This window comes from Paraburkholderia sp. MM5477-R1 (assembly GCF_050436385.1).
Classification (GTDB): Bacteria; Pseudomonadota; Gammaproteobacteria; order Burkholderiales; family Burkholderiaceae; genus Paraburkholderia; species Paraburkholderia tuberum.
In genome coordinates, this window is sequence record NZ_JBNDMC010000009.1 from 62,200 (window position 1) to 86,167 (window position 23,968).

At 65.6% G+C, this 23,968-nt stretch carries 28 protein-coding genes and 1 riboswitch; of the genes, 3 read left to right on the forward strand and 25 right to left on the reverse strand.

Annotation, left to right across the window (positions count from 1 at the left end; translation table 11 throughout):
• Positions 1 to 16: 16 nt before the first annotated feature.
• The 25 genes from OKW35_RS43225 to OKW35_RS43345 form a co-directional block, all read right to left on the reverse strand.
• Complete coding sequence (locus tag OKW35_RS43225) at positions 17 to 382, reverse strand: histidine triad nucleotide-binding protein (protein WP_184035806.1); 366 nt, start codon at positions 380 to 382, stop codon at positions 17 to 19.
• Between the two features lie 93 nt (positions 383 to 475).
• On the reverse strand, positions 476 to 871 hold the full coding sequence (locus tag OKW35_RS43230) for a DUF4870 family protein (protein ID WP_184035804.1): 396 nt from the start codon (positions 869 to 871) through the stop codon (positions 476 to 478).
• A gap of 90 nt (positions 872 to 961) precedes the next feature.
• Positions 962 to 1,357 (reverse strand): phosphoribosyl-ATP diphosphatase, encoded by a 396-nt coding sequence (locus tag OKW35_RS43235; protein WP_184065588.1) that lies wholly within the window; start codon positions 1,355 to 1,357, stop codon positions 962 to 964.
• Positions 1,354 to 1,764, reverse strand: coding sequence for a phosphoribosyl-AMP cyclohydrolase (gene hisI / locus OKW35_RS43240; protein ID WP_184065584.1), 411 nt, complete (start codon positions 1,762 to 1,764; stop codon positions 1,354 to 1,356). The genes OKW35_RS43235 and hisI overlap by 4 nt, the downstream gene beginning before the upstream one ends.
• Before the next feature lies 1 nt (position 1,765).
• Entirely contained in the window at positions 1,766 to 2,539 is a 774-nt protein-coding gene (gene hisF / locus OKW35_RS43245; RefSeq protein WP_184065581.1) for an imidazole glycerol phosphate synthase subunit HisF, read from the reverse strand.
• A gap of 246 nt (positions 2,540 to 2,785) precedes the next feature.
• A complete protein-coding gene (gene hisA / locus OKW35_RS43250) occupies positions 2,786 to 3,538 on the reverse strand; it encodes a 1-(5-phosphoribosyl)-5-[(5-phosphoribosylamino)methylideneamino]imidazole-4-carboxamide isomerase (RefSeq protein ID WP_090802089.1) in 753 nt (250 codons plus the stop codon).
• 181 nt (positions 3,539 to 3,719) lie between these two features.
• A complete protein-coding gene (gene hisH / locus OKW35_RS43255; RefSeq protein WP_429356236.1) occupies positions 3,720 to 4,361 on the reverse strand; it encodes an imidazole glycerol phosphate synthase subunit HisH in 642 nt (213 codons plus the stop codon).
• Between the two features lie 161 nt (positions 4,362 to 4,522).
• Entirely contained in the window at positions 4,523 to 5,110 is a 588-nt protein-coding gene (gene hisB / locus OKW35_RS43260; protein WP_429555280.1) for an imidazoleglycerol-phosphate dehydratase HisB, read from the reverse strand.
• Positions 5,111 to 5,225: 115 nt separating this feature from the next.
• On the reverse strand, positions 5,226 to 6,296 hold the full coding sequence (gene hisC, locus OKW35_RS43265; RefSeq protein WP_187612910.1) for a histidinol-phosphate transaminase: 1,071 nt from the start codon (positions 6,294 to 6,296) through the stop codon (positions 5,226 to 5,228).
• A 243-nt stretch (positions 6,297 to 6,539) separates the two neighbouring features.
• The gene (gene hisD, locus OKW35_RS43270) at positions 6,540 to 7,874 is read right to left on the reverse strand and encodes a histidinol dehydrogenase (RefSeq protein ID WP_429490330.1); all 1,335 of its coding nucleotides are present in this window, start codon (positions 7,872 to 7,874) and stop codon (positions 6,540 to 6,542) included.
• A gap of 58 nt (positions 7,875 to 7,932) precedes the next feature.
• Entirely contained in the window at positions 7,933 to 8,634 is a 702-nt protein-coding gene (gene hisG / locus OKW35_RS43275) for an ATP phosphoribosyltransferase (protein ID WP_090802096.1), read from the reverse strand.
• A complete protein-coding gene (murA, locus tag OKW35_RS43280) occupies positions 8,631 to 9,893 on the reverse strand; it encodes a UDP-N-acetylglucosamine 1-carboxyvinyltransferase (protein ID WP_090802097.1) in 1,263 nt (420 codons plus the stop codon). Before murA ends, hisG begins: the two co-directional genes overlap by 4 nt.
• Positions 9,894 to 10,004: 111 nt before the next feature.
• Positions 10,005 to 10,244: a BolA family protein gene (locus OKW35_RS43285; RefSeq protein WP_008918725.1), complete on the reverse strand. Its 240-nt coding sequence runs from the start codon at positions 10,242 to 10,244 to the stop codon at positions 10,005 to 10,007.
• 15 nt (positions 10,245 to 10,259) lie between these two features.
• Positions 10,260 to 11,024 (reverse strand): ABC transporter permease, encoded by a 765-nt coding sequence (locus OKW35_RS43290; RefSeq protein ID WP_184052306.1) that lies wholly within the window; start codon positions 11,022 to 11,024, stop codon positions 10,260 to 10,262.
• Positions 11,021 to 11,953, reverse strand: a complete 933-nt coding sequence (locus OKW35_RS43295; protein WP_429555281.1) for an ABC transporter ATP-binding protein — start codon at positions 11,951 to 11,953, stop codon at positions 11,021 to 11,023. The genes OKW35_RS43290 and OKW35_RS43295 overlap by 4 nt, the downstream gene beginning before the upstream one ends.
• A gap of 191 nt (positions 11,954 to 12,144) precedes the next feature.
• Positions 12,145 to 12,465 carry an STAS domain-containing protein gene (locus OKW35_RS43300; RefSeq protein WP_184065569.1) on the reverse strand — a complete coding sequence of 107 codons (321 nt, stop codon included), beginning with the start codon at positions 12,463 to 12,465 and terminating at the stop codon, positions 12,145 to 12,147.
• The gene (locus OKW35_RS43305; RefSeq protein ID WP_187612916.1) at positions 12,462 to 13,094 is read right to left on the reverse strand and encodes an MlaC/ttg2D family ABC transporter substrate-binding protein; all 633 of its coding nucleotides are present in this window, start codon (positions 13,092 to 13,094) and stop codon (positions 12,462 to 12,464) included. Before OKW35_RS43305 ends, OKW35_RS43300 begins: the two co-directional genes overlap by 4 nt.
• 114 nt (positions 13,095 to 13,208) lie before the next feature.
• Positions 13,209 to 14,189 (reverse strand): MlaA family lipoprotein, encoded by a 981-nt coding sequence (locus OKW35_RS43310; protein WP_187612917.1) that lies wholly within the window; start codon positions 14,187 to 14,189, stop codon positions 13,209 to 13,211.
• A gap of 19 nt (positions 14,190 to 14,208) precedes the next feature.
• The gene (mlaD, locus tag OKW35_RS43315) at positions 14,209 to 14,739 is read right to left on the reverse strand and encodes an outer membrane lipid asymmetry maintenance protein MlaD (protein ID WP_187612918.1); all 531 of its coding nucleotides are present in this window, start codon (positions 14,737 to 14,739) and stop codon (positions 14,209 to 14,211) included.
• A gap of 90 nt (positions 14,740 to 14,829) precedes the next feature.
• Complete coding sequence (gene mlaE, locus OKW35_RS43320) at positions 14,830 to 15,597, reverse strand: lipid asymmetry maintenance ABC transporter permease subunit MlaE (protein WP_018420057.1); 768 nt, start codon at positions 15,595 to 15,597, stop codon at positions 14,830 to 14,832.
• The gene (locus OKW35_RS43325; RefSeq protein WP_018420056.1) at positions 15,594 to 16,418 is read right to left on the reverse strand and encodes an ABC transporter ATP-binding protein; all 825 of its coding nucleotides are present in this window, start codon (positions 16,416 to 16,418) and stop codon (positions 15,594 to 15,596) included. Before OKW35_RS43325 ends, mlaE begins: the two co-directional genes overlap by 4 nt.
• A 91-nt stretch (positions 16,419 to 16,509) precedes the next feature.
• A complete protein-coding gene (thiE, locus tag OKW35_RS43330) occupies positions 16,510 to 17,613 on the reverse strand; it encodes a thiamine phosphate synthase (protein WP_429555282.1) in 1,104 nt (367 codons plus the stop codon).
• Positions 17,610 to 18,425 (reverse strand): thiazole synthase, encoded by an 816-nt coding sequence (locus tag OKW35_RS43335; RefSeq protein WP_429555283.1) that lies wholly within the window; start codon positions 18,423 to 18,425, stop codon positions 17,610 to 17,612. Before OKW35_RS43335 ends, thiE begins: the two co-directional genes overlap by 4 nt.
• A gap of 107 nt (positions 18,426 to 18,532) precedes the next feature.
• Positions 18,533 to 18,730, reverse strand: a complete 198-nt coding sequence (gene thiS, locus OKW35_RS43340; RefSeq protein ID WP_026225709.1) for a sulfur carrier protein ThiS — start codon at positions 18,728 to 18,730, stop codon at positions 18,533 to 18,535.
• Between the two features lie 59 nt (positions 18,731 to 18,789).
• Positions 18,790 to 19,926, reverse strand: coding sequence for an FAD-dependent oxidoreductase (locus tag OKW35_RS43345; protein WP_429555284.1), 1,137 nt, complete (start codon positions 19,924 to 19,926; stop codon positions 18,790 to 18,792).
• A 221-nt stretch (positions 19,927 to 20,147) separates the two neighbouring features.
• Positions 20,148 to 20,271, reverse strand: a riboswitch (TPP riboswitch).
• Positions 20,272 to 20,702: 431 nt separating this feature from the next.
• Here OKW35_RS43345 and OKW35_RS43350 point away from each other — a divergent pair.
• From OKW35_RS43350 to OKW35_RS43360, 3 genes are all read left to right on the forward strand, one after another.
• Entirely contained in the window at positions 20,703 to 22,454 is a 1,752-nt protein-coding gene (locus OKW35_RS43350) for an ABC transporter ATP-binding protein/permease (protein ID WP_184065552.1), read from the forward strand.
• On the forward strand, positions 22,451 to 23,254 hold the full coding sequence (locus tag OKW35_RS43355; protein ID WP_429555285.1) for an SDR family NAD(P)-dependent oxidoreductase: 804 nt from the start codon (positions 22,451 to 22,453) through the stop codon (positions 23,252 to 23,254). The genes OKW35_RS43350 and OKW35_RS43355 overlap by 4 nt, the downstream gene beginning before the upstream one ends.
• A 205-nt stretch (positions 23,255 to 23,459) precedes the next feature.
• Positions 23,460 to 23,933 carry a hypothetical protein gene (locus OKW35_RS43360; RefSeq protein ID WP_429408139.1) on the forward strand — a complete coding sequence of 158 codons (474 nt, stop codon included), beginning with the start codon at positions 23,460 to 23,462 and terminating at the stop codon, positions 23,931 to 23,933.
• The last annotated feature ends 35 nt before the right edge of the window (positions 23,934 to 23,968 follow it).

Genomic DNA, 23,968 nt, shown 5'->3' on the forward strand with positions numbered 1-23,968 from the left:
ACGCGTGAACCGGCGCTCAGCCCATGCGTTGCCAGGGACGCGGTCCCGCGAGAATGTGCGCGTGCAGGTGATACACCTCCTGACCACCGCCCGGACCGGTATTGATTACCGTGCGAAAGCCCGTTTCGCCGCCGTTATACGCGACCCCCAATTGTTCGGCCAGTCGCGCGGCCAGGACAAGCATTCTACCAAGCAGAGGCGCGTCGCTTTCCGTGCAGTTCGACAGCGTTGCAATGTGCTTGCGAGGAATCACCAGCACATGCGTTTCGGCCGCCGGACGGATGTCGCGGAAGGCGACGAACTCGTCGTCTTCGTGGACCCTGGTCGACGGGATTTCGCCAGCGGCAATCTTGCAGAAAAGGCAGTTCGGATCGTGACTCATCATATTCCTGACGCGGTATGACTTGGGCGAGCGAAGCCGCCCGCGCCGAGGTTCGATCCGAAAGCCGGCCCGCCCATACGGACCGGCTAGCGTTCAGACCCAACTGGCCGGATTCGCGAACGGCTTGTTATCGTACAGATACAGCCAGCCTTTGATAATACGGTACAACATCCATATGCTGACTGCCCACAGCACCGGAATGCCGATCACGACGAGCAGAAGCAACGCGCCGATCGCGTAACCGACGAGGCCCAGCCAGAACGTGCGGATCTGCCATTCGAAGTGCGCTTCGTACGGCGTGCCGGCCACGTCCGACCGTTTGACGTAGTTGATGATGATCGCGACCAGAATGGTGAGCCCGCCGGTCAGCCAGTGGACCGCATACAGCGCGTACAGCACGTGCGTGAGCGTGCGCAGGCTGCGCTCGCGCTCAGGCTCCATCGCGTGGCGGTAGACCGGCGGCGGATAGCTTCCCTGCGGCTGTTCCATGCTTGCGCCCTCCCGGAGGTGCGGTTACCGCTATATTGGTGCCGGCGCGCGCGACTTCAAGCGGAAACGCCAGATTTCCGCTCCGGCTGCTCAGTCGCCGTTTTCCTCGCGCTCGCGGCTCTTGCGCAGCGCCTTTTCCTCGATGCCCGACAGGCCTTCGCGACGCTCGAGTTCGGCGATCACGTCGGCGGGGCTCAGATCGAAATGCGACAGCATCACGAGGCAGTGGAACCACAGGTCCGCAACCTCGCCGACCAGCGCCTTCGGTGCGCCGCCCTGGCGCACGTCCTTCGCGGCCAGCACGACTTCGGTGGCTTCTTCGCCGATCTTTTTCAGCACCGCGTCGTCGCCCTTGTGGAACAGGCGCGATACATACGAGATGTCCGGATCGCCGCCCTTGCGGCTGTCGATCACCGCCGCGAGGCGCAGCAGCGTGTCGAGCGTGGAAGCCGTGGTGGGCGACGGGTTTTGCGTGGATTGCGTCATTTGTAGATGTGTTCGGGGTCTTTCAGCACGGGATCGACGGCCAGCCAGTCGCCATCGTCCACCGAGCCTTCGAATTTCTGGAAAAAGCACGAGTGGCGGCCGGTATGGCACGCGATGCCCGATACCTGCTCGACTTTCAGCAGCACGACGTCTTCGTCGCAATCGAGTCGCACTTCATGCACATGCTGCACGTGGCCCGACTCCTCACCCTTGAACCACAGGCGCTGGCGCGAGCGCGAGAAATACACCGCGCGGCCGGTCTCGACGGTCTTCGCGAGGGCCTCGCGGTTCATCCACGCGAACATCAGCACGTCGTTCGTCGACGCTTCCTGCGCAATCACCGGCACGAGGCCGTTCGCGTCCCACTTGACCTTGTCGAGCCAGTTCACTGCCGAAGGATTCGTCACGTCACAACCTCACCGAAATGCCCTGATCGGCCATGAAGCGCTTGGCCTCGCCGACCGTGTGTTCGCCATAGTGGAAGATGCTCGCGGCGAGCACCGCGTCCGCGTGACCGCTCTTGATGCCGTCGGCGAGATGCTGCAGATTGCCGACGCCGCCCGAGGCGATCACCGGCACCGGCACCGCGTCCGACACCGCGCGCGTGAGCGCAAGGTCGAAGCCGCTCCTGGTGCCGTCGCGATCCATGCTTGTCAACAGGATTTCGCCCGCGCCCAACTCGGCCATCTTGCGCGCCCATTCGACCGCATCGAGACCGGTGGCCTTGCGGCCGCCGTGCGTGAACACTTCCCAGCGCGGCGTTTCGCCGTCGGCCGACACGCACTTCGCATCGATCGCGACGACGATGCACTGCGAGCCGTATTTGTCGGTCGCGTCCTTCACGAGTTGCGGATTCGCTACCGCCGACGAATTCATGCTGATCTTATCGGCGCCCGCGTTCAGCAGGCGCCGCACGTCTTCGACCGCGCGCACGCCGCCGCCGACCGTCAGCGGAATGAACACCTGCGAAGCGACCGCCTCGATGATCGGCAGAATCAGGTCGCGCTGATCCGAGGTCGCGGTGATGTCGAGGAACGTCAGTTCGTCGGCGCCCTGATCGTCGTAACGGCGCGCGATTTCGACCGGGTCGCCCGCGTCGCGCAGTTCGACGAAGTTGACGCCCTTGACCACGCGGCCCGCGGTGACGTCGAGACAGGGGATGATGCGTTTAGCTAGAGCCATGATCGTGCAATTCTGCCAATACCGCTGATGAGGCCGCTCGCTTGCGGGCAAGCGGCACGGTGCCGGCGCGAGCGGTTGCGTCGCGCCGCGAGTGAGGTGCCGGCCGGAAGCTGGCGAGGTTCCGGGCGCTTGATCGTGCGACGCGCGTTACAGGCAAGCCATCGTTCGAACGAGCGCCGCAAGCCGACACGAGCGCAACGCCGGCGGCCCGCGCAACCTGCCCAGCACGCGCAGCCGACGCCGTGCTTAAGCGTCGTCCGCTTCGCGCAGCTTGTCCGCGAGCGTCTGCGCGGCCGCGAAGTCGAGGTCGCCCGAATAGATCGCGCGACCGCAGATTACGCCCTCGATGCCCTCGCCTTCGACTTCGCACAGCGATTCGATGTCCGCGAGGTTCGACAGACCGCCGCTCGCGATCACCGGAATCTTGACCGCGCGCGCAAGGCGCACCGTCGCTTCGATGTTGATGCCTTGCAGCATGCCGTCACGGCCGATGTCGGTGTAGATGATCGACTCGCAGCCGTAGTCCTCGAACTTGCGCGCGAGGTCGGCCACTTCGTGACCGGTCAGCTTGCTCCAGCCGTCGGTGGCGACCTTGCCGTCTTTCGCGTCGAGGCCGACGATGATGTGACCGCCGAACGCGGTGCACGCGTCCTGCAGAAAGCCCGGGTTCTTCACCGCGGCCGTGCCGATGATCACGTACGACAAACCGTCGTCCAGATAGCGCTCGATCGTGTTCAGGTCGCGGATGCCACCGCCCAACTGAACCGGAATCGCGCCGCCCACTTCATCGATGATCGCCCGGATTGCATCGCCGTTCTTCGGCTTGCCGGCGAACGCGCCATTCAGATCGACGAGATGCAGACGACGCGCGCCGCGGTCGACCCAATGTCGGGCCATTGCCGCCGGTTCCTCGGAGAAAATCGTCGCCTGGTCCATATCGCCCTGTTTGAGGCGTACACACTGACCGTCTTTCAGGTCGATGGCGGGAATCAGCAGCATAGCAATCGGGTGTTATCTGGGAGTGGATTGAAGGTCGGCGGCAGCGGCTGGCGAGTCAGCCCGCCGCAATACCGTCTCGCTAGTTTAGTACAACTCGTTCGGCGCTCCAGTGGGGCGCCGGTCGGATGCGGGACCGCGGCACCGCGCGACGCGCGCGCGGCAACGGGATGAAAAAAGGCGTTCACGGGTTCCAGTGCACGAAGTTGCGATACACGCGCAAACCCGCCTCGGCGCTCTTTTCAGGGTGGAATTGGGTGGCAAAGATGTTATCCCGCGCTACCGCCGAGGTAAAGGGCACGCCGTAGACCGTTTCGCCCGACGTATGCGCCGGGTTGTCCGGAACCACGTAGTAGCTGTGCACGAAGTAGAAGAACGCGTTGTCGGCGACACCGTCCCACAGCGGATGCGGCTGCGCCTGACGCACGCGGTTCCAGCCCATCTGCGGGACCTTGAAGCGCGAGCCGTCGTCCTGCACCTGGCCTTCGAGCTCGAAGCGCACCGCCTTGCCGGGCAACAGACCCAGACCCGGCGTGTCGCCCTCGGCGCTCCAGTCGAACAGCATCTGCTCGCCGACGCACACGCCCATCAGCGGCTTGCTGCGCGACGCCTCGACGACCGCTTCCTGCAAACCGGACGCGCCGAGACTGCGCATGCAGTCGGGCATCGCACCCTGGCCCGGCAGCACCACGCGGTCGGCCGAGCGGATCGCTTCCGGACGATCGACGATCGCCACCTCCGCTTCCGGCGCCGCTTTACGCAGTGCCTGGGCAACCGAGCGCAGGTTGCCCATTCCGTAATCCACAATCGCTATCGAAGTTTTCATTTCAAGTTTGGCCGCTCTGCCCTCGATCCATCGATGCCGCCGCGCGGCGTCAAACGACGTGCCGGCAAATGCGGTCCTGCCCGATGAATCGCCTGAAGGTGAGTGGCCTGAAGACGTTGGAGGCGGTGAAACCCGTGTTAAGGCCTGCTACGGCCGTTACGTTAGAGGCTGCCCTTGGTCGACGGAATCTGTCCGGCCGCGCGCTCGTCGAGTTCGACGGCCATGCGCAGCGCACGCCCGAATGCCTTGAACACCGTTTCGAGCTGATGGTGCGCGTTGATGCCACGCAGGTTGTCGATGTGCAGCGTCACGCCGGCATGGTTGACGAAGCCGCGGAAGAATTCGATCGACAGGTCGACGTCGAACGTGCCGATGCGCGCGCGCGTGAACGGCACGTGAAATTCGAGGCCCGGACGGCCGGAAAAATCGATCACGACGCGCGACAGCGCTTCGTCGAGCGGCACGTAGGAAAGGCCGTAGCGGCGGATGCCCTTGCGATCGCCGATCGCCTTCGCGACGGCCTGGCCGAGCGTGATGCCGGTGTCTTCGACCGTGTGATGATCGTCGATATGCAGGTCGCCATGCGCTTCGATCTCGAGGTCGAACAACCCGTGGCGGGCGATCTGGTCGAGCATGTGGTCCAGGAACGGCACACCGGTGGCCAGCTTCTGCTGGCCGGTGCCGTCCAGGTTGATCTTCACACGGATCTGCGTTTCGCTGGTGTTGCGAACGACTTCCGCAAGGCGCATGGCAATTCCTCGAATCTGGCTTAAAAGCGCTAGTAATGTGGGATGGACAAACTGGCGGGCTGCTCAGTGCAGCCGTTCAACGCAGCGGCTCAGTGCCGCCGCTCGATGCGGCGGGTTACCGCAACACGAGTTTCAGGCCGGCGAGCAACTGGGCGTTCTCGTTCGGCGAACCGACGGTCAAACGCACGCAATTGGCCAGCAATGGATGCATTTTACTCACGTTTTTGATCAGAATCCGCGCCGTTAGCAGGGTTTCGAACAATACCGACGCATCGGGCACCCGCACGAGCAGGAAGTTGCCCGCGCTAGTGAACACTTCGGCGCCCGGCAGCGCGGCCACCGCCTGCGCGAGTTTCTCGCGTTCGTCGCGCAATTGCGCGGCCTGCGCATCGAGCACGCCGATGTGGTCGAGCAGGAAATCAGCGGCGGCCTGCGTCAGCACGTTGGTGTTGTACGGCGGGCGGACCTTGTCGAACTCGGTCAGCCACGCGGGCTTGCCGACCAGGTAACCGAGGCGAATGCCGGCGAGGCCCAGCTTCGACACCGTGCGCATCACGACGACGTTGTCGAACTGGTCGGCGCGCGGCAGCCAGCTCTTCTGCGCGAACGGCTGATACGCCTCGTCGATCACGACGAGGCTCTTGCCCGCCGCGGCGATGACGCGCTCGATTTCGGCGTCATCGAACAGCGTGCCGGTCGGGTTGTTCGGATACGCGAGATAGATGATCGCCGGTTCATGCTCGGCGATCGCCGCGAGCATCGCGTCGGTATCGAGCGTGAAGTCGGCTTTGAGCGGCACGCCGACGAATTCGAGATTCGCCAGCTTCGCCGACATCTGATACATGACGAAGCCCGGCACCGGCGCGAGCACCTTCGCGCCCGGCTTCGCGCACGCGACCGACATGATGCTGATGATTTCATCCGAGCCATTGCCGAGCAGCACGTCGCACCCCGCCGGCACGCCCATCACGTGACGAATGCGCTCGATCAACTGCTCGGGGCGCGGCGCCGGATAACGGTTCAACGCGACGCCGGCCAGACGCTCGCCGAGATGCGCGGCAAGTTCCGGCGGCAGCGGAAACGGGTTTTCCATCGCGTCGAGCTTGATGAAGCCGGTGGCGTCCGGAACCGGATAGCTCGTCATTGCGAGCACGTCGCTGCGGATGATGTCTTGAGGTGTCGTCATAGGTTCGGGGGCCGGGCCGCGCTAAACACGCCGGGTCGGCGTCGTCGGCATGGGGCGCTCGGGTTGGTCTCTGTCGTCGTTATTGAATGGGGCGGGTGGGCTCGAGCCGTCGCTCGAGCGGGTGGAAGCCGGAAAACATGGAAGCCGGTCGATGCGGCGGCGGTTGCCGCCCTCGCCGCTTCGCCTGCTCCCGCTTACGCCTGCTTGAGTTCCGCCGCGCGCCAGCGCGATCAGCGCTCCGCCTCAGCCGCGTTCGTTGTTGTTCTGCCGCATCCGGTATTCGGCGCTGCGTGCGTGCGCTTGCAGACCTTCGCCGTATGCCAGTTCCGCGGCAATCTCGCCGAGCGTCTGCGCACCTTCCGCGCTGACCTCGATCAGGCTCGAACGCTTGAAGAAATCATAGACGCCGAGCGGCGACGAAAACCGTGCGGTACGCGACGTCGGCAGCACATGATTCGGGCCCGCGCAGTAGTCGCCGAGGCTCTCGCTCGTGTAACGGCCAAGGAAGATCGCGCCTGCGTGACGGATCTGCTGCGCCCACTGATGCGGCTCCAGCGCCGAAATTTCAAGGTGCTCCGGCGCGATGTCGTTGGCGATCGCGCAGGCCTCGGCCATGTCGCGCACCTTGATCAGCGCGCCGCGGTTTTCGAGCGACGTGCGGATCACTTCGCGGCGCGGCAGGGTGGGCAGCAGTTCGTCGATCGCTTCCTGCACGCGCGCGATGAACGCGTCGTTGGGGCACAGCAGGATCGACTGCGCGAGCTCGTCGTGCTCGGCTTGCGAAAACAGGTCCATCGCGACCCAGCGCGGGTCGGTCGTGCCGTCGCACAACACGAGGATTTCCGACGGCCCGGCGATCATGTCGATGCCGACCGTGCCGAACACGCGACGCTTCGCCGACGCGACGTACGCGTTGCCGGGGCCGCAGATCTTGTCGACCGCGGGCACAGTCTGCGTGCCGTACGCGAGCGCAGCTACCGCCTGCGCGCCGCCGATCGTGAACACGCGATCGACGCCACCCAGCAGAGCCGCCGCGAGCACGAGCGGATTCTTCACGCCTTCCGGCGTCGGCACGACCATCACGATTTCGCGCACGCCGGCCACCCGCGCCGGTATCGCGTTCATCAGCACCGACGACGGATACGCGGCCTTGCCACCCGGCACGTAGATCCCCGCGCGATCGAGCGGCGTGACCTTCTGGCCGAGCACGGTGCCGTCCGCTTCGGTGTACTGCCAGCTATGGCTGCCGCACTCGATCTTCTGCTTCTCGTGATAGCCGCGCACGCGTGCCGCCGCCGCTTCGAGCGACGCGCGCCGCTTCGGCTCGAGACTTTCGAGCGCCGCCTCGAGCTCGGCCATCGGCAGTTCGAGCTCGGCCACGTTGTTCGCATCGACGCGATCGAAGCGATTCGTGTACTCGAGCACCGCCTCGTCGCCGCGCGCCTTCACGTCGTTCAGAATCTGCGCGACCGCGCGCTCGATGGCTTCGTCTTCGCTCGCCTCGAACGCTAGCACCGCATGCAGCGACTTGTGGAAGTCGCGAGCGGTGGAATCGAGTTTGCGAATCTTGGTAGACATACAGGTATCCGTTTCGGTAAGGCGCGCTATCAGTGCAACGTCACATTGCCATCGTCAGTCAGGCCGCCGGGGCGGCGGTTTTCGACGAAGCATTGGCAAACGCGTCGAGAATCGGCCGCAACGCGGCGCGTTTGAGCTTCAGCGCTGCCTGGTTCACGACGAGACGCGACGAAATCTGCATGATCTCCTCCACCTCGACCAGATTGTTCGCGCGCAGCGTATTGCCCGAGCTGACCAGGTCGACGATCGCGTCGGCGAGACCAACCAGCGGAGCGAGTTCCATCGAACCGTACAGCTTGATCAGATCGACGTGAACGCCCTTGGCGGCAAAATGCTCACGAGCGGTTTCAACATACTTGGTAGCGACCCGCAGACGCGCGCCCTGGCGCACCGCGTTCGCATAATCGAAACCGGCCGCGACCGCGACCGACATGCGGCAACGCGCGATGTCCAGATCCACCGGCTGATACAGGCCGCTGCCGCCATGCTCGAGCAGCACGTCCTTGCCGGCCACGCCGAAGTCGGCCGCGCCGTACTCGACATAGGTCGGCACGTCGGTCGCGCGCACGACGATCACGCGCAGGTTCGGGTCGGTGGTCGGCAGAATCAGCTTGCGCGAGCTCTCCGGATCTTCCGCTACCTCGATGCCGGCCGCCGCGAGCAGCGGCAGCGTTTCCTCGAAGATACGCCCTTTCGACAACGCGAGCGTGAGCGGCGCGCTGACCGCCGGCGACGACGACGTTTGCGGCATCGAACTCATGCCCCGCTCCCGGAAACCCGGCGCACCTTCGCGCCGATCGCATTGAGCTTCGCTTCCATGCGGTCGTAGCCGCGATCGAGGTGATAGATGCGGTCGATCAGCGTCTCGCCCTCGGCGCGCAGCGCGGCGATCACAAGACTCGCGGACGCGCGCAGATCGGTGGCCATCACCTTCGCGCCGGACAGTTTTTCGACGCCGGTTACGAGCGCGGTGTTGCCGTCGATCGTGATGCTCGCGCCGAGACGGTTCAGCTCCTGGACGTGCATGAAACGGTTTTCGAAGATCGTCTCCACGACTTGCGACGTACCGTCGGCGATCGTGTTGAGTGCCATGAACTGCGCCTGCATGTCGGTCGGAAACGCCGGGTATTCGGAGGTGCGGAACGTGACCGCGCTCGGGCGCTTGTCCATGCGCACGCGCATCCAGTCGTCGCCTTCCTCGACCGTGACGCCCGCTTCGCGCAGCTTTTCGGTGACGGCTTCGAGCAGCAGCGGACGCATCTTGCGCAGCATGACGTCGCCGCCGGCCGTCGCGACCGCGCACAGGAAAGTGCCCGCTTCGATGCGGTCCGGAATCACCGTGTGCTTCGCACCGTGCAGCTTGTCGACGCCATGGATCACCAGACGGTCGGTGCCGATGCCTTCGATCTTCGCGCCCATCGCGACGAGCAGACGCGCGAGGTCGACCACTTCGGGTTCGCGCGCTGCGTTCTCGATGACCGTCTCGCCTTCGGCGAGCACCGCCGCCATCAGCAGGTTCTCGGTACCGGTCACGGTGATCATGTCGGTGACGATGCGCGCGCCCTTCAGACGCTTCGCGCGCGCTTCGATGAAGCCGTGCTCGATCGTGATCTCGGCGCCCATCGCCTGCAGACCCTTGATGTGCTGATCGACCGGACGCGCGCCGATCGCGCAGCCGCCCGGCAGCGACACGCGCGCATGACCGAAGCGCGCGACGAGCGGACCGAGCACGAGGATCGACGCGCGCATCGTCTTCACCATTTCGTACGGCGCGACGAGGTTGTCGACCTTCGACGCGTCGAGCGCGACGCGCCCTTCGCCGGCTTCGATACGCACGCCCATCTGGCCGAGCAGCTTGAGCATCGTGCGCACGTCCTGCAGATCGGGCACGTTCTCCAGATGCACCGGATCGGCGCTCAGCAGAGCCGCGCACAGGATCGGCAATGCCGCGTTTTTCGCACCCGAGACGACAACTTCACCGGAGAGCGGGTAGCCACCTTCAATGATGAGTTTATCCATGCCTGTCGGTTCCTGATCGGCCCGGTTCGCGTCCGGACCTGCTTTGTCTGTGTTCGGCGCGCCGCTAGCGGTGTCGCGCCCTTCCTGAGTAATTCGCACTAAGTTTCCAGATTACGCGTTCTGCCATTCGGCGGGCGTCAGCGTCTTCATGCTGAGCGCGTGGATTTCTTCGCGCATGCGGTCGCCGAGCGCCGCATACACGAGTTGGTGACGCTGGATCAGGCGCTTGCCTTCGAAGTTCGGCGAGACGATCGTCGCAAAGAAATGCTGACCGTCGCCTTCGACTTCGAGATGCTCGCACGCGAGTCCAGCTGCAATGTACTGTTTGACCTGTTCGGGAGTCGGCAACATGAGAGAAGCTCCTCGTCAGTGGCGCAGCTTGTAGCCGGTAGCGAGCATGCGCATCGCCACGGCGGCCAGCACCACGAAGAAACCGGCGACGATCGCGAGGCTCACCAGCGGGTCGATATCCGACACGCCGAAAAAACCATAGCGAAAGCCGTCGATCATGTAGAAAAACGGATTGAGCCGCGATACTTCGCGCCATACGGGCGGCAGCGTATGCGTCGAGTAGAACACGCCCGACAGGAACGTGAGCGGCATGATCAGAAAGTTCTGGAACGCGGCGAGCTGGTCGAACTTCTCGGCCCAAATGCCGGCGATCAGACCCAGCGTGCCGAGAATCGCCGAGCCGAACATCGCGAACACGATGATGTAGAGCGGCGCGGTGAAGGCGAGCGGCACGAACCAGATCGTCACGATGAACACGCCGAAGCCGACACACAGCCCGCGCGCCACGGCCGCGAGCACGTAGGCCGCGAACATCTCGTGGTGCGACAGCGGCGGCAGCAGCACGAACACGAGGTTGCCGGTGATCTTCGATTGAATCAGCGACGAAGAACTATTCGCGAACGCGTTCTGCAGCACGCTCATCATCACGAGGCCCGGAATCAGGAAGCTCGTGTATTCGACGCCCGGATAGACCTGCACGTGGCCGCGCAGCGCGTGGCCGAAGATGGTCAGGTAAAGCAGCGCGGTGATGACCGGCGCGAGCACGGTCTGGAAAGACACCTTCCAGAAGCGCAGCAGTTCTTTGTAAAACAGCGTGCTAAATCCACTGTACCCGCTCATGCAAGCCCCTCGATCACTTCTGGACCGTTCATCACCTGAACGAATACGTCTTCGAGGTCGGCCTTGCGGACCTCGATTTCTTCGAATGTACAACCGGCCGCGCGGCACTGCGCGAGGATGCGCTCGACGTCGTCGTAGCTCGTCAGGCGCAGCAGATGCTGGCGGCCATTACCGTTGCCGGCGCCGCTTTCCGCCTCGATCGGACGCAGCTCGGCGGGCAGCACGCCCTGCGCGAAGCGCACGAACAGTTGCATGCCGGCGAAACGCTGCAGCAGTGTGCTGGTGCGATCGAGCGCGACGACCTCGCCACGGCGCAGCATCGCGATGCGGTCGCACAACGATTCGGCTTCTTCCAGATAGTGCGTGGTCAGCACGATTGTGTGGCCTTCGCGATTCAAGCGCGAGATGAACTTCCACAGCGTCTGGCGCAACTCGACGTCGACACCCGCGGTCGGCTCGTCGAGCACGATCACCGGCGGGCGGTGCACGAGCGCCTGCGCGACCAGCACGCGGCGCTTCATGCCGCCCGACAGCGCGCGCATGTTGGCATCGGCCTTTTCGGTGAGATCGAGATTGGCCATGATCTCGTCGATCCACGCGTCGTTGTTGCGCAGCCCGTAGTAGCCGGACTGGATGCGCAAGGTTTCGCGCACCGTGAAGAACGGATCGAACACGAGCTCCTGCGGCACCACGCCGAGCGCGCGGCGCGCGTTGCGGAAATCGTCGACGACGTCGTGACCGCGCACCGCGATGCTGCCTTCGTCGGCGCGCGCGAGACCCGCGAGTATGCTGATGAGCGTCGTCTTGCCCGCGCCGTTCGGACCGAGCAGTCCGAAGAACTCGCCTTCTTCGACCGTGAGGCTGACGCCCTTGAGCGCCTGCAGGTCCTTGTAGCGCTTCTTGACGTTACGAATTTCTATGGCTGACATGACTATGGGCCGCGTGCGTCGCGGCGCCTGAAGTAGCCCCAATGGAGCTTGGGGACGCGCAAATGCTGGAAGAAACGGGAACCGGGGCCGATTAGGGGGCCAGTTCGACACCCCAAAAAAACGTTTGATTATAGGGCAAAAACTGACACCCCCGGCCTGGCCGGAAGGGAGGAGACGACGCTAGAGGAGCGTCAATGTCGCGCTGACGCAACCATGCTGGAGGCGCCAGAAGAGAGAAGTGTATCGACGCCGTAGGCCTGCGCGAGACTGGCGAGCCCAGCCGGCAGATTGACGATTTCGAACTTGCCGCCGCGCGCCGCCGCGGCCCGCACCCACGCGAGCAGGACGGCGAGCGCCGACGAATCGAATTGCGTGAGCGGCGCGCAATCGACGCCGCCCGCACCCGCCGCGATGCGTTGCAGACCCGCTGCGAGCGCGGCCTTCGCGCTCTCGTGGGTCAGCGTCGTGCCGCTGTCGAAGCGGTTCGCCACCGGGTTCAGCACGTCGCTCACGACTGCTTGCCCGCGGCGAGTTGCTGATTGCGCTGCGTGAGGAACTGGATCAGTCCGTCCACGCCCTTCTGCTGGATCTGCTCGTTGAACTGCTGCTGATACGCCTGGATCAGCCACGCGCCGAGCACGTTGATGTCATACACGCGCCAGCCCTGCGCCGTCTTGTACAGGCGGTAGTCGAGTTCGATCGGCTGGCCGTTGTTCATCACGACCGAGCGCACCACCGTGTCGGTGTCGTCCGGATTCATGCGGAACGGCTTGTACTGGATCTGCTGGTCGCGCACCTGCGCGAGCGCGCCCGCGTACGTGCGGATCAGCAGCATCTTGAACTGCTCGACCACCTGGTTCTGCTGTTCGGGCGTCGCGGTGCGCCAGTTACGGCCCATCGCGAGCTGGGTGGTGCGGCGGAAATCGGTGTACGGCAGGATCTTTTCGTTGACGAGCGCCGTGATGTGCGTGATGTCGCCCTGCTGGATCGACTTGTCGCCCCGAATCGCGTCCATCACCTGCTGGGTGACGGTCTTGATCAGCGCGTCGGGCGAGCTGGTGTCGACGGTTTGCGCCGATGCGCCCGCGCTGATGAACGAAAACAACGCGGCAAACAACGGAATCAGGAAGAATTTTTTCATATCGAGCTTTGCCTCAAAAATAATGCAACAGTTTGAATCGACCTTATCACGCGAGTTCGACGGCAATCCATGCGCAAACTGCGAGAGTCGTATCGATCTGTTACGGCTGCACGTTCAATGCAATCTTAAGGACGGGAAGTTGAAGCGCGTGGGCGGCACCAACTGACCGGCCGGAACTTGCGTTTCCGGGCCGCCTTTCAGGTCGAGAGGCGGTGTTTCGGCGCCCGACGCGGCCTCCGGTGCCGACGCGCCTTGCGGCGTGCCCACGGCCGCGCCGGATGCGGGAGCCGGCTTGGCCGGCACACCTGCCGCGCCCGTCTCGCCTTCGTCGTACTTCGGCAGCGGCGCTTCCTCGTCGTAGCTCGGCAGTTCCTGCGGCCGCCGGCGGTTATCCGACAACAGATACTGCCGGCGCTGCAGATACGCGTTACGCACGAACGAGTATTTGTCGAGCGCCGCGCCTTCCAGCAGGTTGCTCGCTCCGAGCAGGTTCGCGCGCGTGTTGACGATGTTCAGGCCATACAGCGCCCAGCTCAGGCCCGGCGGGTCGACGTAGCTGATCGGGTTCACGTAGTAGTTGCCGAGCGAGCCGACCGCATCGCGCACCGTGCTCGGCCCGAACAGCGGCAGCACCAGATAGGGGCCCGCCGGCACGCCGTAGTGGCCGAGCGTCAGACCGAGGTCGTTGTCGTGCTTCGGGAGCTTCGCGAGCGTCGCGACGTCGAACAGGCCGCCGACGCCGAACAACGTGTTGATCACGATCCGCATGATGTCGGACACGCCGTCGGCGATGCGCAGCTGCAGCAGGTTGTTCGCCGCAATATAGACGTCGCCGATGTTCGAGAAAAAGTTCGTCACGCTGTCGCGAACCGGCTGCGGCGTGACCCAAACGTAGCCCTGCGCAACCGGCTTCAGCGCGTACTGGTCGATCTTGTCGTTGACGGTGAAGATCGTACGGTTCAGCCCTTCGAACGGGTCGCCCTTGGTAGGCGTCTGCACGGTCGTGCAACCGGCGAGCAGCGCAGCCGCCACGGCGACCTTGCCGAACTGTAGGACGCGCGCGCCGCTGCGCGCGGTCTGCAGTGTCGTCTGCATCTAGTTCTCCTTGTTGGCCTTACTGGCCGGCAGCGCCGGAGGCCGGCGCGCCCGGCGCCGGTGCAGGGGCGGATGCGGCGGGCTTCGCCGCGCCGGAATCCGCGGCCTTGCTATACAGGAACTGGCCGATCAGGTTTTCCAGCACGATCGCCGATTGCGTCATCGAGATCGTATCGCCGGCCTTCAGCATTTCCGAGTCGCCCCCCGGCTCGAGCCCGATGTACTGCTCGCCGAGCAGACCCGAGGTCAGGATCTTCGCCGAAGTGTCCCTCGGAAACTGATATTGCTTGTCGATATCGATCGTGACGAGCGCCTGGTAGGTGTTGCTGTCGAAGCCGATCGACGCGACCCGGCCGACCGTCACGCCGGCGCTCTTCACCGGCGCGCGTGGCTTCAGCCCGCCGATGTTGTCGAACTTCAGCTTGACCGGGTAGGTTGCCTGGAACGACAACGAGCTCATATTGCCGGCCTTCAGCGCAAGAAACAGCAACGCCACGAAACCCAGCACCACGAACAGGCCGACCCAGAAGTCGAGAACATTCTTTTTCATCGTCATCCCAAAGTGAATCCGCCGCGCCGCCACCACCTCCGCCGTGCGCGGCGCATCATGCACCGCCGGCAGCCGGCATGCTGCGCGGTCTTAGCTGAACATTAGTGCGGTCAGCAGGAAATCGAGCCCGAGCACCGCGAGCGACGCGTACACGACCGTGCGGGTCGTCGCGCGCGACACGCCTTCCGGCGTCGGCTTCGCCTCGTAGCCCTGAAACAGCGCGACGAAGGTCACCGCGAGGCCGAACACCACACTCTTGACGACCCCGGCGCCGACATCGCGCCACACGTCGACGCCGCTTTGCATCTGCGACCAGAACGCGCCGGCATCGACGCCGATCAGCAGCACGCCCACCACGTAACCGCCCAGAACGCCGACCGCGCTGAAGATCGCGGCGAGGATCGGCATCGACACGATGCCGGCCCACAGGCGCGGCGCGATCACGACCTTGACCGGATCGACGGCCATCATTTCCATCGCGGTGAGCTGCTCGCCCGCCTTCATCAGGCCGATTTCGGCGGTCAGCGACGTGCCCGCGCGCCCGGCGAACAGCAGCGCGGTCACGACCGGCCCGAGCTCGCGCACGAGCGACAGCGCGACCAGCAACCCGAGCGCCTGCTCGGAGCCATAACGGTTCAGCGTGTAATAGCCCTGCAACCCGAGTACGAAGCCGACGAACAGCCCCGACACCGCGATGATCACGAGCGAATAATTACCGACAAAGTGGATCTGCTTCGTGACAAGACGCGGGCGGCGCAGCAGCGGGAAAAACTCGAGCACGAGCCGCAGGAAGAAGCGCGTCGCGTAGCCGGCGGTGCCGAGCCCGGTGATGACCGAGCGACCGATCGTACTGATCATGACTGGCCTCCGCCGATGCCGAAGTCCGCCGCGAGCGGCGTCTGCGCCGGATAGTGGAATCTGAACGGGCCGTCCGGCGCGCCATCGATGAACTGCCGCACGGTCGGATCGGTCGACGCGCGCAGTTCGTCGGGCGTGCCCTCGGCAAGCACACCGCCGTTGGACAGGAAATACACGTAGTCGGCGATTGCGAATGATTCCGGCACGTCATGCGTGACGAGAATCGACGTGGCGCCGAGCGCCCGGTTCAGCGTGCGGATCAGGTTCGCGGTGATGCCGAGCGAGATTGGGTCGAGACCGGCGAACGGCTCGTCGTACATCATCAGTTCGGGGTCGAGCGCGATTGCGCGCGCGAGCGCCACGCGTCGCGCCATGCCGCCGGAAATCTCGGACGGCAGCAGGTCGCGCGCGCCGCGCAGACCGACCGCGTTGAGCTTCATCAGCACGAGGTCGCGCAGCAGTTCTTCGGGGAGATCGGTGTGCTCGCGTAGCGAGAAGGCGACGTTTTCGAACACCGACATGTCGGTGAACAGCGCGCCGAACTGGAACAGCATGCCCATCTTGCGGCGCAGCGCGTAAAGGCCTTCGCGCGTCTGCTCGCCGATGTCCTCGCCATGGAACAGCACCTGGCCGCGCTGGGCGCGCACGAGGCCGCCGATCAGCCGCAGCACCGTGGTCTTGCCGCAACCCGAGCCGCCCATGACCGCGACGACCTGACCGCGACGAAAGCGCAGATTCAGATTCGACAGGACGAGCCGGTCGCCGTAACCGAAGTCGACGTCGCGCAGCTCGAGTAAGGTCTCGGGATAGGAAGGCACCAAACTGACAATCCTTTTACAGGGAAGGCCGAATTATAGGGCCATCGTGCAAAAGCTGCCGTGAGGTGCCCCGTTCCTTGACTATGCCTGACGATTATTGCGTAAACGTGTGTTGCAGTGCAGAAACGGCGGCGGCCGGGTCGGCCGCTTCCGTCACCGCGCGCACCACGGCCGCGCAGCCGACACCGGTCGCGAGCACGTCCGGCAGCACCTGCAGATCGATCCCGCCGATCGCGACGAGCGGCACCACGCCGTCGAGCAGCCGCACATAGCGTGCGAGGCGGCGCAAGCCCTGCGGCGCGGTCGGCATGACCTTGGTCGTGGTCGGGAACACGGCGCCCAATGCAATGTAGCTCGGCCGGAAATGCAGCGCCTTCAGCATCTCGTAGAAGCCATGAGTGGACAGGCCCAGGCGGATGCCCGCGTCGGCCAGCGCGGACAGATCCGCGGTATGCACGTCTTCCTGGCCGAGGTGCACGCCGTATGCGCCCGCCTCGAGCGCCGCCAGCCAGTGATCGTTGATGAACACCTGCGCGTCGTGCGCGCGGCCGGCCGCCACGCAGCGCGCGATTTCGCGCTTCAGCTCGTCGGCGGGTTGGGCCGACTTGCGGCGCAACTGCACCGTCTTCACGCCGAAGCCGACCACCCGTTCGACCCAGTCCGCGGTCGGCAACACCGGATACAGGCCGAGCCTTGCCGGGCAGCGCGGGAACGCCTTGGCGGGTGCCGCCGGCAGGTCGGTAAGGCGCGGAAAGCGAGCGAGGTCGGCCGGGAAAGCATCGTCGGCGCGGGTCTCGTCGCCATCGCGCCACGCGAGCGCGAGCACCAGCGCGTCGTGCGGATCGAAACCGCAGTCGAGGAACGCGGCAAGCGCGGGAATCCAGTCTTCCGCCAGATGGCCTTCGAGGCCGTACTTCTCGCCGCCCAGATGCAGCGTCGCGCGGTTTTCCGCGGCGACGATCACGCCCGCACCCCGCGTCAGCCAGCGCGCGATCTGCTCGCCGTGCTGCTGTGCGTCGGCGATCACGATCAGGTCGCCACCGTTCGGTTCGTCGGGTGCGATCAGGCAGATGCGCCACGGCGCGTGCGTCGGCGGCCAGTCGCCGAGACGTGCGCGGATGCGCTCGGCGGCTTCGATGAGTTCGTCGGCCGTCGGCCAGAACAGATCGCGGTCCTTCAGCGTCAACGACTGAGTCATGCGGCACCTCCATCCTGATGCCAGAACGGCATGCCGATCACCGGCGTGCTCGCGTGCGCGCTCTCGCGCTCGGCCATCGGGCCCGCGAGATACGCTTGCCGACCCGCCTCGACGCCCAGCGCGAACGCGCGCGCCATCGCGTCGGGGTGCGTCGCCTGCGACACGGCCGTGTTCAGCAGCACGCCGTCGAAGCCCCACTCCATCACCTGGGCCGCATGCGACGGCACGCCGAGCCCGGCGTCGACGATCAGCGGCACGTCCGGCAGCCGCTCGCGCAACACGCGCAGCCCGTATGGATTGATCACGCCCTTGCCGGTGCCGATCGGCGCGCCCCACGGCATCAGCGCCTCGCAGCCGGCGTCGAGCAGACGGCGGCCGATCACCAGATCTTCGGTGCAGTACGGCAGCACCTTGAAGCCATCCTTGACGAGCCGCGCGGCGGCTTCGATCAGGCCGACCGGGTCGGGCTGCAGTGTGTAGTCGTCGCCGATCAGTTCGAGCTTGATCCACTCGGTCTCGAAGATTTCGCGCGCCATGTGCGCGGTCGTCACCGCTTCACCGACGCTCAGGCAACCCGCCGTGTTCGGCAAGAGCGGCACGCCATGGCGCTTGAGCAGATCGAAGAAGCCGGCTTCGGCGTGGCCCTCGTTCATCTGACGGCGCAGCGCGACCGTCACCATGCCGGGGCGCGCGGCGTCGATCGAATCGGACAGCGATTGCAGCGACGGATAGCGCGATGTGCCGATCAGCACACGGCTTGCAAAAGTTTGACCGTATAGCGTCAGCGCGTCGGCGGTCTCGTGAGAAGTCATTTGCATCATCCTGGTTTGCCCTCGCGGCTAGAACCGACCGCGTTGCGGCAATGGGTTTTCGGCGACGGTTGTTGCGTTCGGTAAGCGACAGGCTGGCGCGGTCGCGCTCAGCCGCCCGCGACCGGCTGCACGACGTCGAGCCGGTCGCCCGTTTGCAACGCGCGCGCCGCATGCTGCGCACGCGCGACGAAATCGCCGTTGAGCGCGACCGCGAACGGCGGACGCGCGCCAAAGGCGGCGAGCGCATCGGCGACAGTCGCGCCCTCGGGCAGCGACAACGGCTTCTGATTGATGTGAATGTCCATGGTGTTCGAATACGGCTCAATCGATGGCGCAAGCGGCATCGCGCGCGGCACGTTGGCCGCTACGCTCGGGCCGGCTCGCGCGCGAAATGCTGCTGGAACAGCTCGCTCCAGCGTGAGTCGCGCCGCCAGCCGGCGAATGCGTCGGCATCACCGACGCGGCCGTCGAGCAGCGCGCTCGCGAAGCGCACGGCTTCGTCGGCGACTTCGGGCGCGATCATGTAGCCGTGCCGGTACAGGCCGTTCACGCGCAGCGTGCGCGCGCCGTCCCACAGCAGCGCGGGACGATGATCGGGCAAGGTCGGCCGGCACTGCGAATTCAGCTCGAGAATGCGCGCCTCGCCGAAGCCCGGGTGCACCGAAAACGCCGCGCTCAGCAACTCGAGCGCCGAACGCACGCTGACGGGCGACATGTCCTCGCCCTCCACCTCGGTCGCGCCGATCACGTAGAGGCCGTTCTGCTTCGGCGCGATATACAGCGGGTAACGCGGATGCAGTAGCCGCACCGGGCGCGTCAGCTGCAGGTGAGGCGCATGCACGCGCGCAACTTCGCCGCGGATGCCGCGCAGCGTCGGCAGCACCGGCTTCGCGCCGAGCCCGCGGCAATCGATGGTGATGCCGGCCTCGGGCAGCGACGCGTCGTCGATCGGCGTGTTCCAGTGCGTGTCGACGCCGCGCTCGGCAAGCCCGGCCGCGAGCGCGGACAGCACCTGGCGGTTGTCGAGCTGGCCTTCTCGCGGCAGCAGCCAGCCTTGGCTGAAGCGGCCGGCCAACGCGGGTTCGGCGGCGCCGATCTGCGCGCCCGCCAACGCGACGAAGCCGCCGTCGAGCAACTCGGCCGGCGCGTTCGCACGCACGCGCCGCTCGAATAGCGGCGCCTCGGTGCGATCCGCGTGATGCCAGACGACGAGCGTGCCGTTGCGCTGGAAAAACACCGGCTCCGGCAGTTCGGCAAGCACGCGCGGCCAGCTTTCGAGCGAACTCGCGCCAAGCCGCGTGATCAGCAGCTCGGCGCTCGCGGCCTCTGCCAGCGGCGCGAGCATCGCGGCGGCGACCCACGCGGCAGCCTGCGAACCGGTGGCATCGCCGCGCTCGTAGAGCGCCACGCGATGCCCGTCGCCAGCGAGGTGCCACGCGACCAGGCGGCCGCACAGGCCGCCGCCGAGCACGGCGAAATCGGGTCGGGCGGGACGGTTCATCGCGCGCGCTCCGTTCGACTGCGGTGGGCAAAACCAAAACGGCACGGCTCGCCCGAGGCGGCGTGACGAAGGGAAAAATGCATGTCTGAAGAATAGGCGGTCATCGAGTCCTTTCCGTACGGCCAAAAACGCACGTACCCAGGACGAAACCGGCGGGTGAAGCCGGCCGGTCACGACGTGCACATGTGAGCTGCGCTCGCCGCCCGGCGGGGAATGGAAGACGGTTGCTTCCGGAAACTTCCCGCGCCGGTATTACCCGGATCGGGTGCAAAGGGTCTCTCTCAGCCTCGCCGCCCCGGCATGAAAGTCATGCCGCCTGTGGGCGAAGCACCCCTGTTTCGTCGCAGGTCATTAGACCATAAAAGGCGCGGCGCCCGCAAACCAGCGCTCCATGGTGGCCACCCCAATTTTGATCTGGCACCGTCTATCGAGATGCCGGTGCGAAGCGGCCCGGCGCTCTGGCACAATGCCGTGACCGGTGCCGCAAAAACGCGGCGCGCGCGACGCTCGTGGCCGCATGCGTGGCGGCGGCACCGCAGCGGATGCCGGCCCCGAAAATTAATTTTCGCTTAAGGGCGTCACGCCAGAATCGGGCGCCCGTCCGGACTCGCGTTCATCGAGCGTGATGGCGCGATGCCCGGCCAGGTATCGCAGACCCGCGGCAGCCACGCCCTCGCAAAGGCGCCTGCTGTTCGCGGGATCGCCCGACATGGGTCAACCAGATCGGACCCGTACGCCGGAATGGCACTTCGGGTCAGCACTTCATCAGGATGCTCATGACACCACATACTTCCGCCAGCCCCGCGCTGCCGCCCGACGAAAAGGTCTCCGCGTGGACCCTGATCAAGCCCTACTGGGTTTCCGAGGAACGAGGCATCGCGTGGGGGCTGCTCGTCACGATCATCGTGATGAACCTGCTCGTCGTCTGGATCAACGTGCGCCTGAATAGCTGGAGCAGGGACTTCTACAACGCGCTGCAGGCGAAGAACGTCCACGACTTCCCGCACCTGCTGATGATCTTTACCGGACTCGCGTTCGGTTTCATCATCCTCGCCGTGTATGGACGCTATCTGCGCCAGATGCTCGGCTTCCGCTGGCGCCAGTGGCTGACCACCCGCTACCTGAACGAGTGGCTCGACGACAGCGCGTTCTACCGCATCGAGCGCGACCGTCTCGCCGACAACCCCGACCAGCGGATCAGCGACGACCTGCAGTCGTTCGCGACCACCACGCTGTCGCTAACGCTCGATCTGCTGTCGACCGTCGTCACGCTCGTGTCGTTCATCACGATCCTGTGGTCGCTCGCGGGCGCGTTGAGCATCTCGCTCGGCGGCATGCCGCTGCAGATCCCCGGCTACATGGTGTGGGCCGCGGCGCTGTATGCGGTGGGCGGCTCGCTCGTCACGCAGAAGGTCGGCCATCCGCTCGTGTCGATCAACTACCAGGCACAGAAAGTCGAGGCCGATTTCCGTTTCGGCTTGATCCGGCTGCGTGAGAACGCCGAGCAGATCGCGTTCTACAACGGCATGGAAACCGAGAAGACGAACGCGCGCACGCTGTTCGGCCGCATCCGCGACAACTGGTGGCAGGTGATGAAGTACACGAAGCGCCTCACCTTCGTGCTGAGCTTCTACGGCCAGATCGCGATCATTTTCCCGATCGTCGTCGCCTCGCCGCGCTACTTCGCGGGCGCGTTCACGTTCGGCGTGCTGATGCAGATTTCGAGCGCGTTCGGCACGGTCAGCGATTCGTTCTCGTGGTTCATCAACAGTTATACGAGCCTCGTCGAATGGCGCGCGACCGTGAACCGGTTGCGCGAATTCAAGCGCGTCGTGCATTCGCCGCGTCTGAAGGAATCGGTGTCGCCGGCCACGGAACATGGCGGCATCAATCTGCATTTCGTCGACAGCAACACGCTTACCACCGACAGCCTCCAGCTCGCCCTGCCCAATGGCAACCCACTGTCGCGCATCCGCGATATCGCGATCCGGCCGGGCTCGCGCTGGCTCGTGCGCGGTCCGTCGGGCGCCGGCAAGAGCACGCTGATGCGCGCGCTCGCGGGCCTGTGGCCGTTCGGCGACGGCTCGATCGACGCACCAGTCAACGCGCGCATGATGTTCATCCCGCAGATCAGCTACATGCCGATCGGCACGCTGAAGGCGGCGCTCGCGTATCCGTCGGCGGCGGACACCTATGGCGACGACGAATGCCGCGACGCGCTCATCACCTGCCATCTGTCGGAATACGCGGACCGTCTGCAGGAAACGGCGCACTGGACTCGCGTGCTGTCGCCGGGTGAGCAGCAGCGCTTCGCCGCCGCGCGCGTGCTGCTGCACAAGCCGGACTACCTGTTCCTCGACGAAGCGACCAGCGCGCTCGACGCGGAAAACGAGGCGCGGCTCTATCGGCTGTTCACCGAGCGGTTGCCGAAGGCCGCGATCGTCAGCGTCGCGCATCGCGAATCGCTCGCAGCGTTCCATGACGAAACGCTCGACGTCGAGCGTTCTGTCGAAGCGGTAGCGGCGTGAGCGACGCGAGCGGCGCTCACGTCAGCGAAGCGCACGGCACCGCCGCTCGGGTCGTGCTGATCACCGGCGCCGGTTCCGGCATCGGTGCGGCGCTCGCACGGCGCCTCGCGGCGCCGCATACGTCGTTGATGCTGCACGCGCGCGGCGCAGACGACGCCTCCCGTCGACGGCTCGTGCAGGTTGCCGCCGACTGCACGGCAAGCGGCGCACGCTGCGCGACCGTGTTCGGCGACCTCGCCGAGCGCGGCGCGGCGGAGCACGTGATCCATCAGACGCTCGCGAGCTTCGGCGCACTCGATCAACTGGTCGCGAACGCCGGCCATGCGCAGCGCCAAACGCTGGCCGCGCTCGATCCCGACACCTTCGGCGCCGCCTTCGCCGCGATGCCAGCCGCCTTCGCCGCGCTCGTGCGGCGCGCGATGCCCGCGCTCGAAACATCGAAGCGCGGTCGCGTGGTCGCCTTGAGTTCGTTCGTCGCGCATCGCTATCGCGCGGATGCGCCATTCGCCGCGACGGCGGCCGCGAAAGCGGCACTCGAAGCGCTTGCGAAAACGGCGGCCGCGGAGCTCGCGCCGCTCGGCGTGACCGTCAATTGCGTGGCGCCGGGCTACACGCGCAAGGATCGCGGCCCAAGCGCCGACAGCGCGGCCGTGTGGGCGCACGCCGCCGAAGCCACGCCGCTCGGTCATGTTGCCGAACCGGACGACGTCGCCGCGCTGATCGCATTCCTGCTGTCCGACGCGGCACGCCACATCACCGGCCAGGTGATTCACATCGATGGCGGCTTGACGCTCGGTTAAGCCTCGCCTGCGCGCCGGCACCTCCGGGCGCAACATCCGGAAAGACACGAGAAGAGTTCGAAAGCATTTGCGGAGCGCGCAAGCTGTTCCGCGCTTTGAAAATGCCGGCGAGCAGCGACGATAGTCGTACGGGCCGCGCCATGCGCCGGCCGTCGTTGATGTCAGTCACGTCTTTCATCGCAACCGCTCTTCGGACTCCTCGCCCATGTCATTCGCTCGCCGTGTTTCACCTTTGCTCCCGTCTTTGCTCCCGCGCATCGCGCTCGCCTGCGGCGCGGCGCTGCTGCTCACGAACGCCGTCGATGCCGCGCAAACGACCGAGCCGAACCAACCCGCCGATATCTGCGCGGCGCTCACGCACATCGTCGATGCGAGCGATTTCCGGCGACTGCCAAACGAGACCGCCGCGCAACTGCCGGGCGTCTCCAATACGGACGATTGCCGCGCCAGCCCGCACGCGTACGACTGCCACTGGCGCGCGCACTGGCAAGCCGACGGCGTCATCAACGATCCGCTCGAAGAACTCGGCGCCGACATCGCCGCCTGCTTTCCGCGCGTCGTGCATGACGTCAACACACCGGTGCGCCAGCATTTCGTCGTGACCACCGACGCCCGTCGCGTGAACGTCACCGCGAGCGTGCAAGGTCAGAACGAACTGCGACTGCGCGTGACGCGCTGAGCGCGCGGCCGTCGCTGCTTTTGATGCTCCATCGC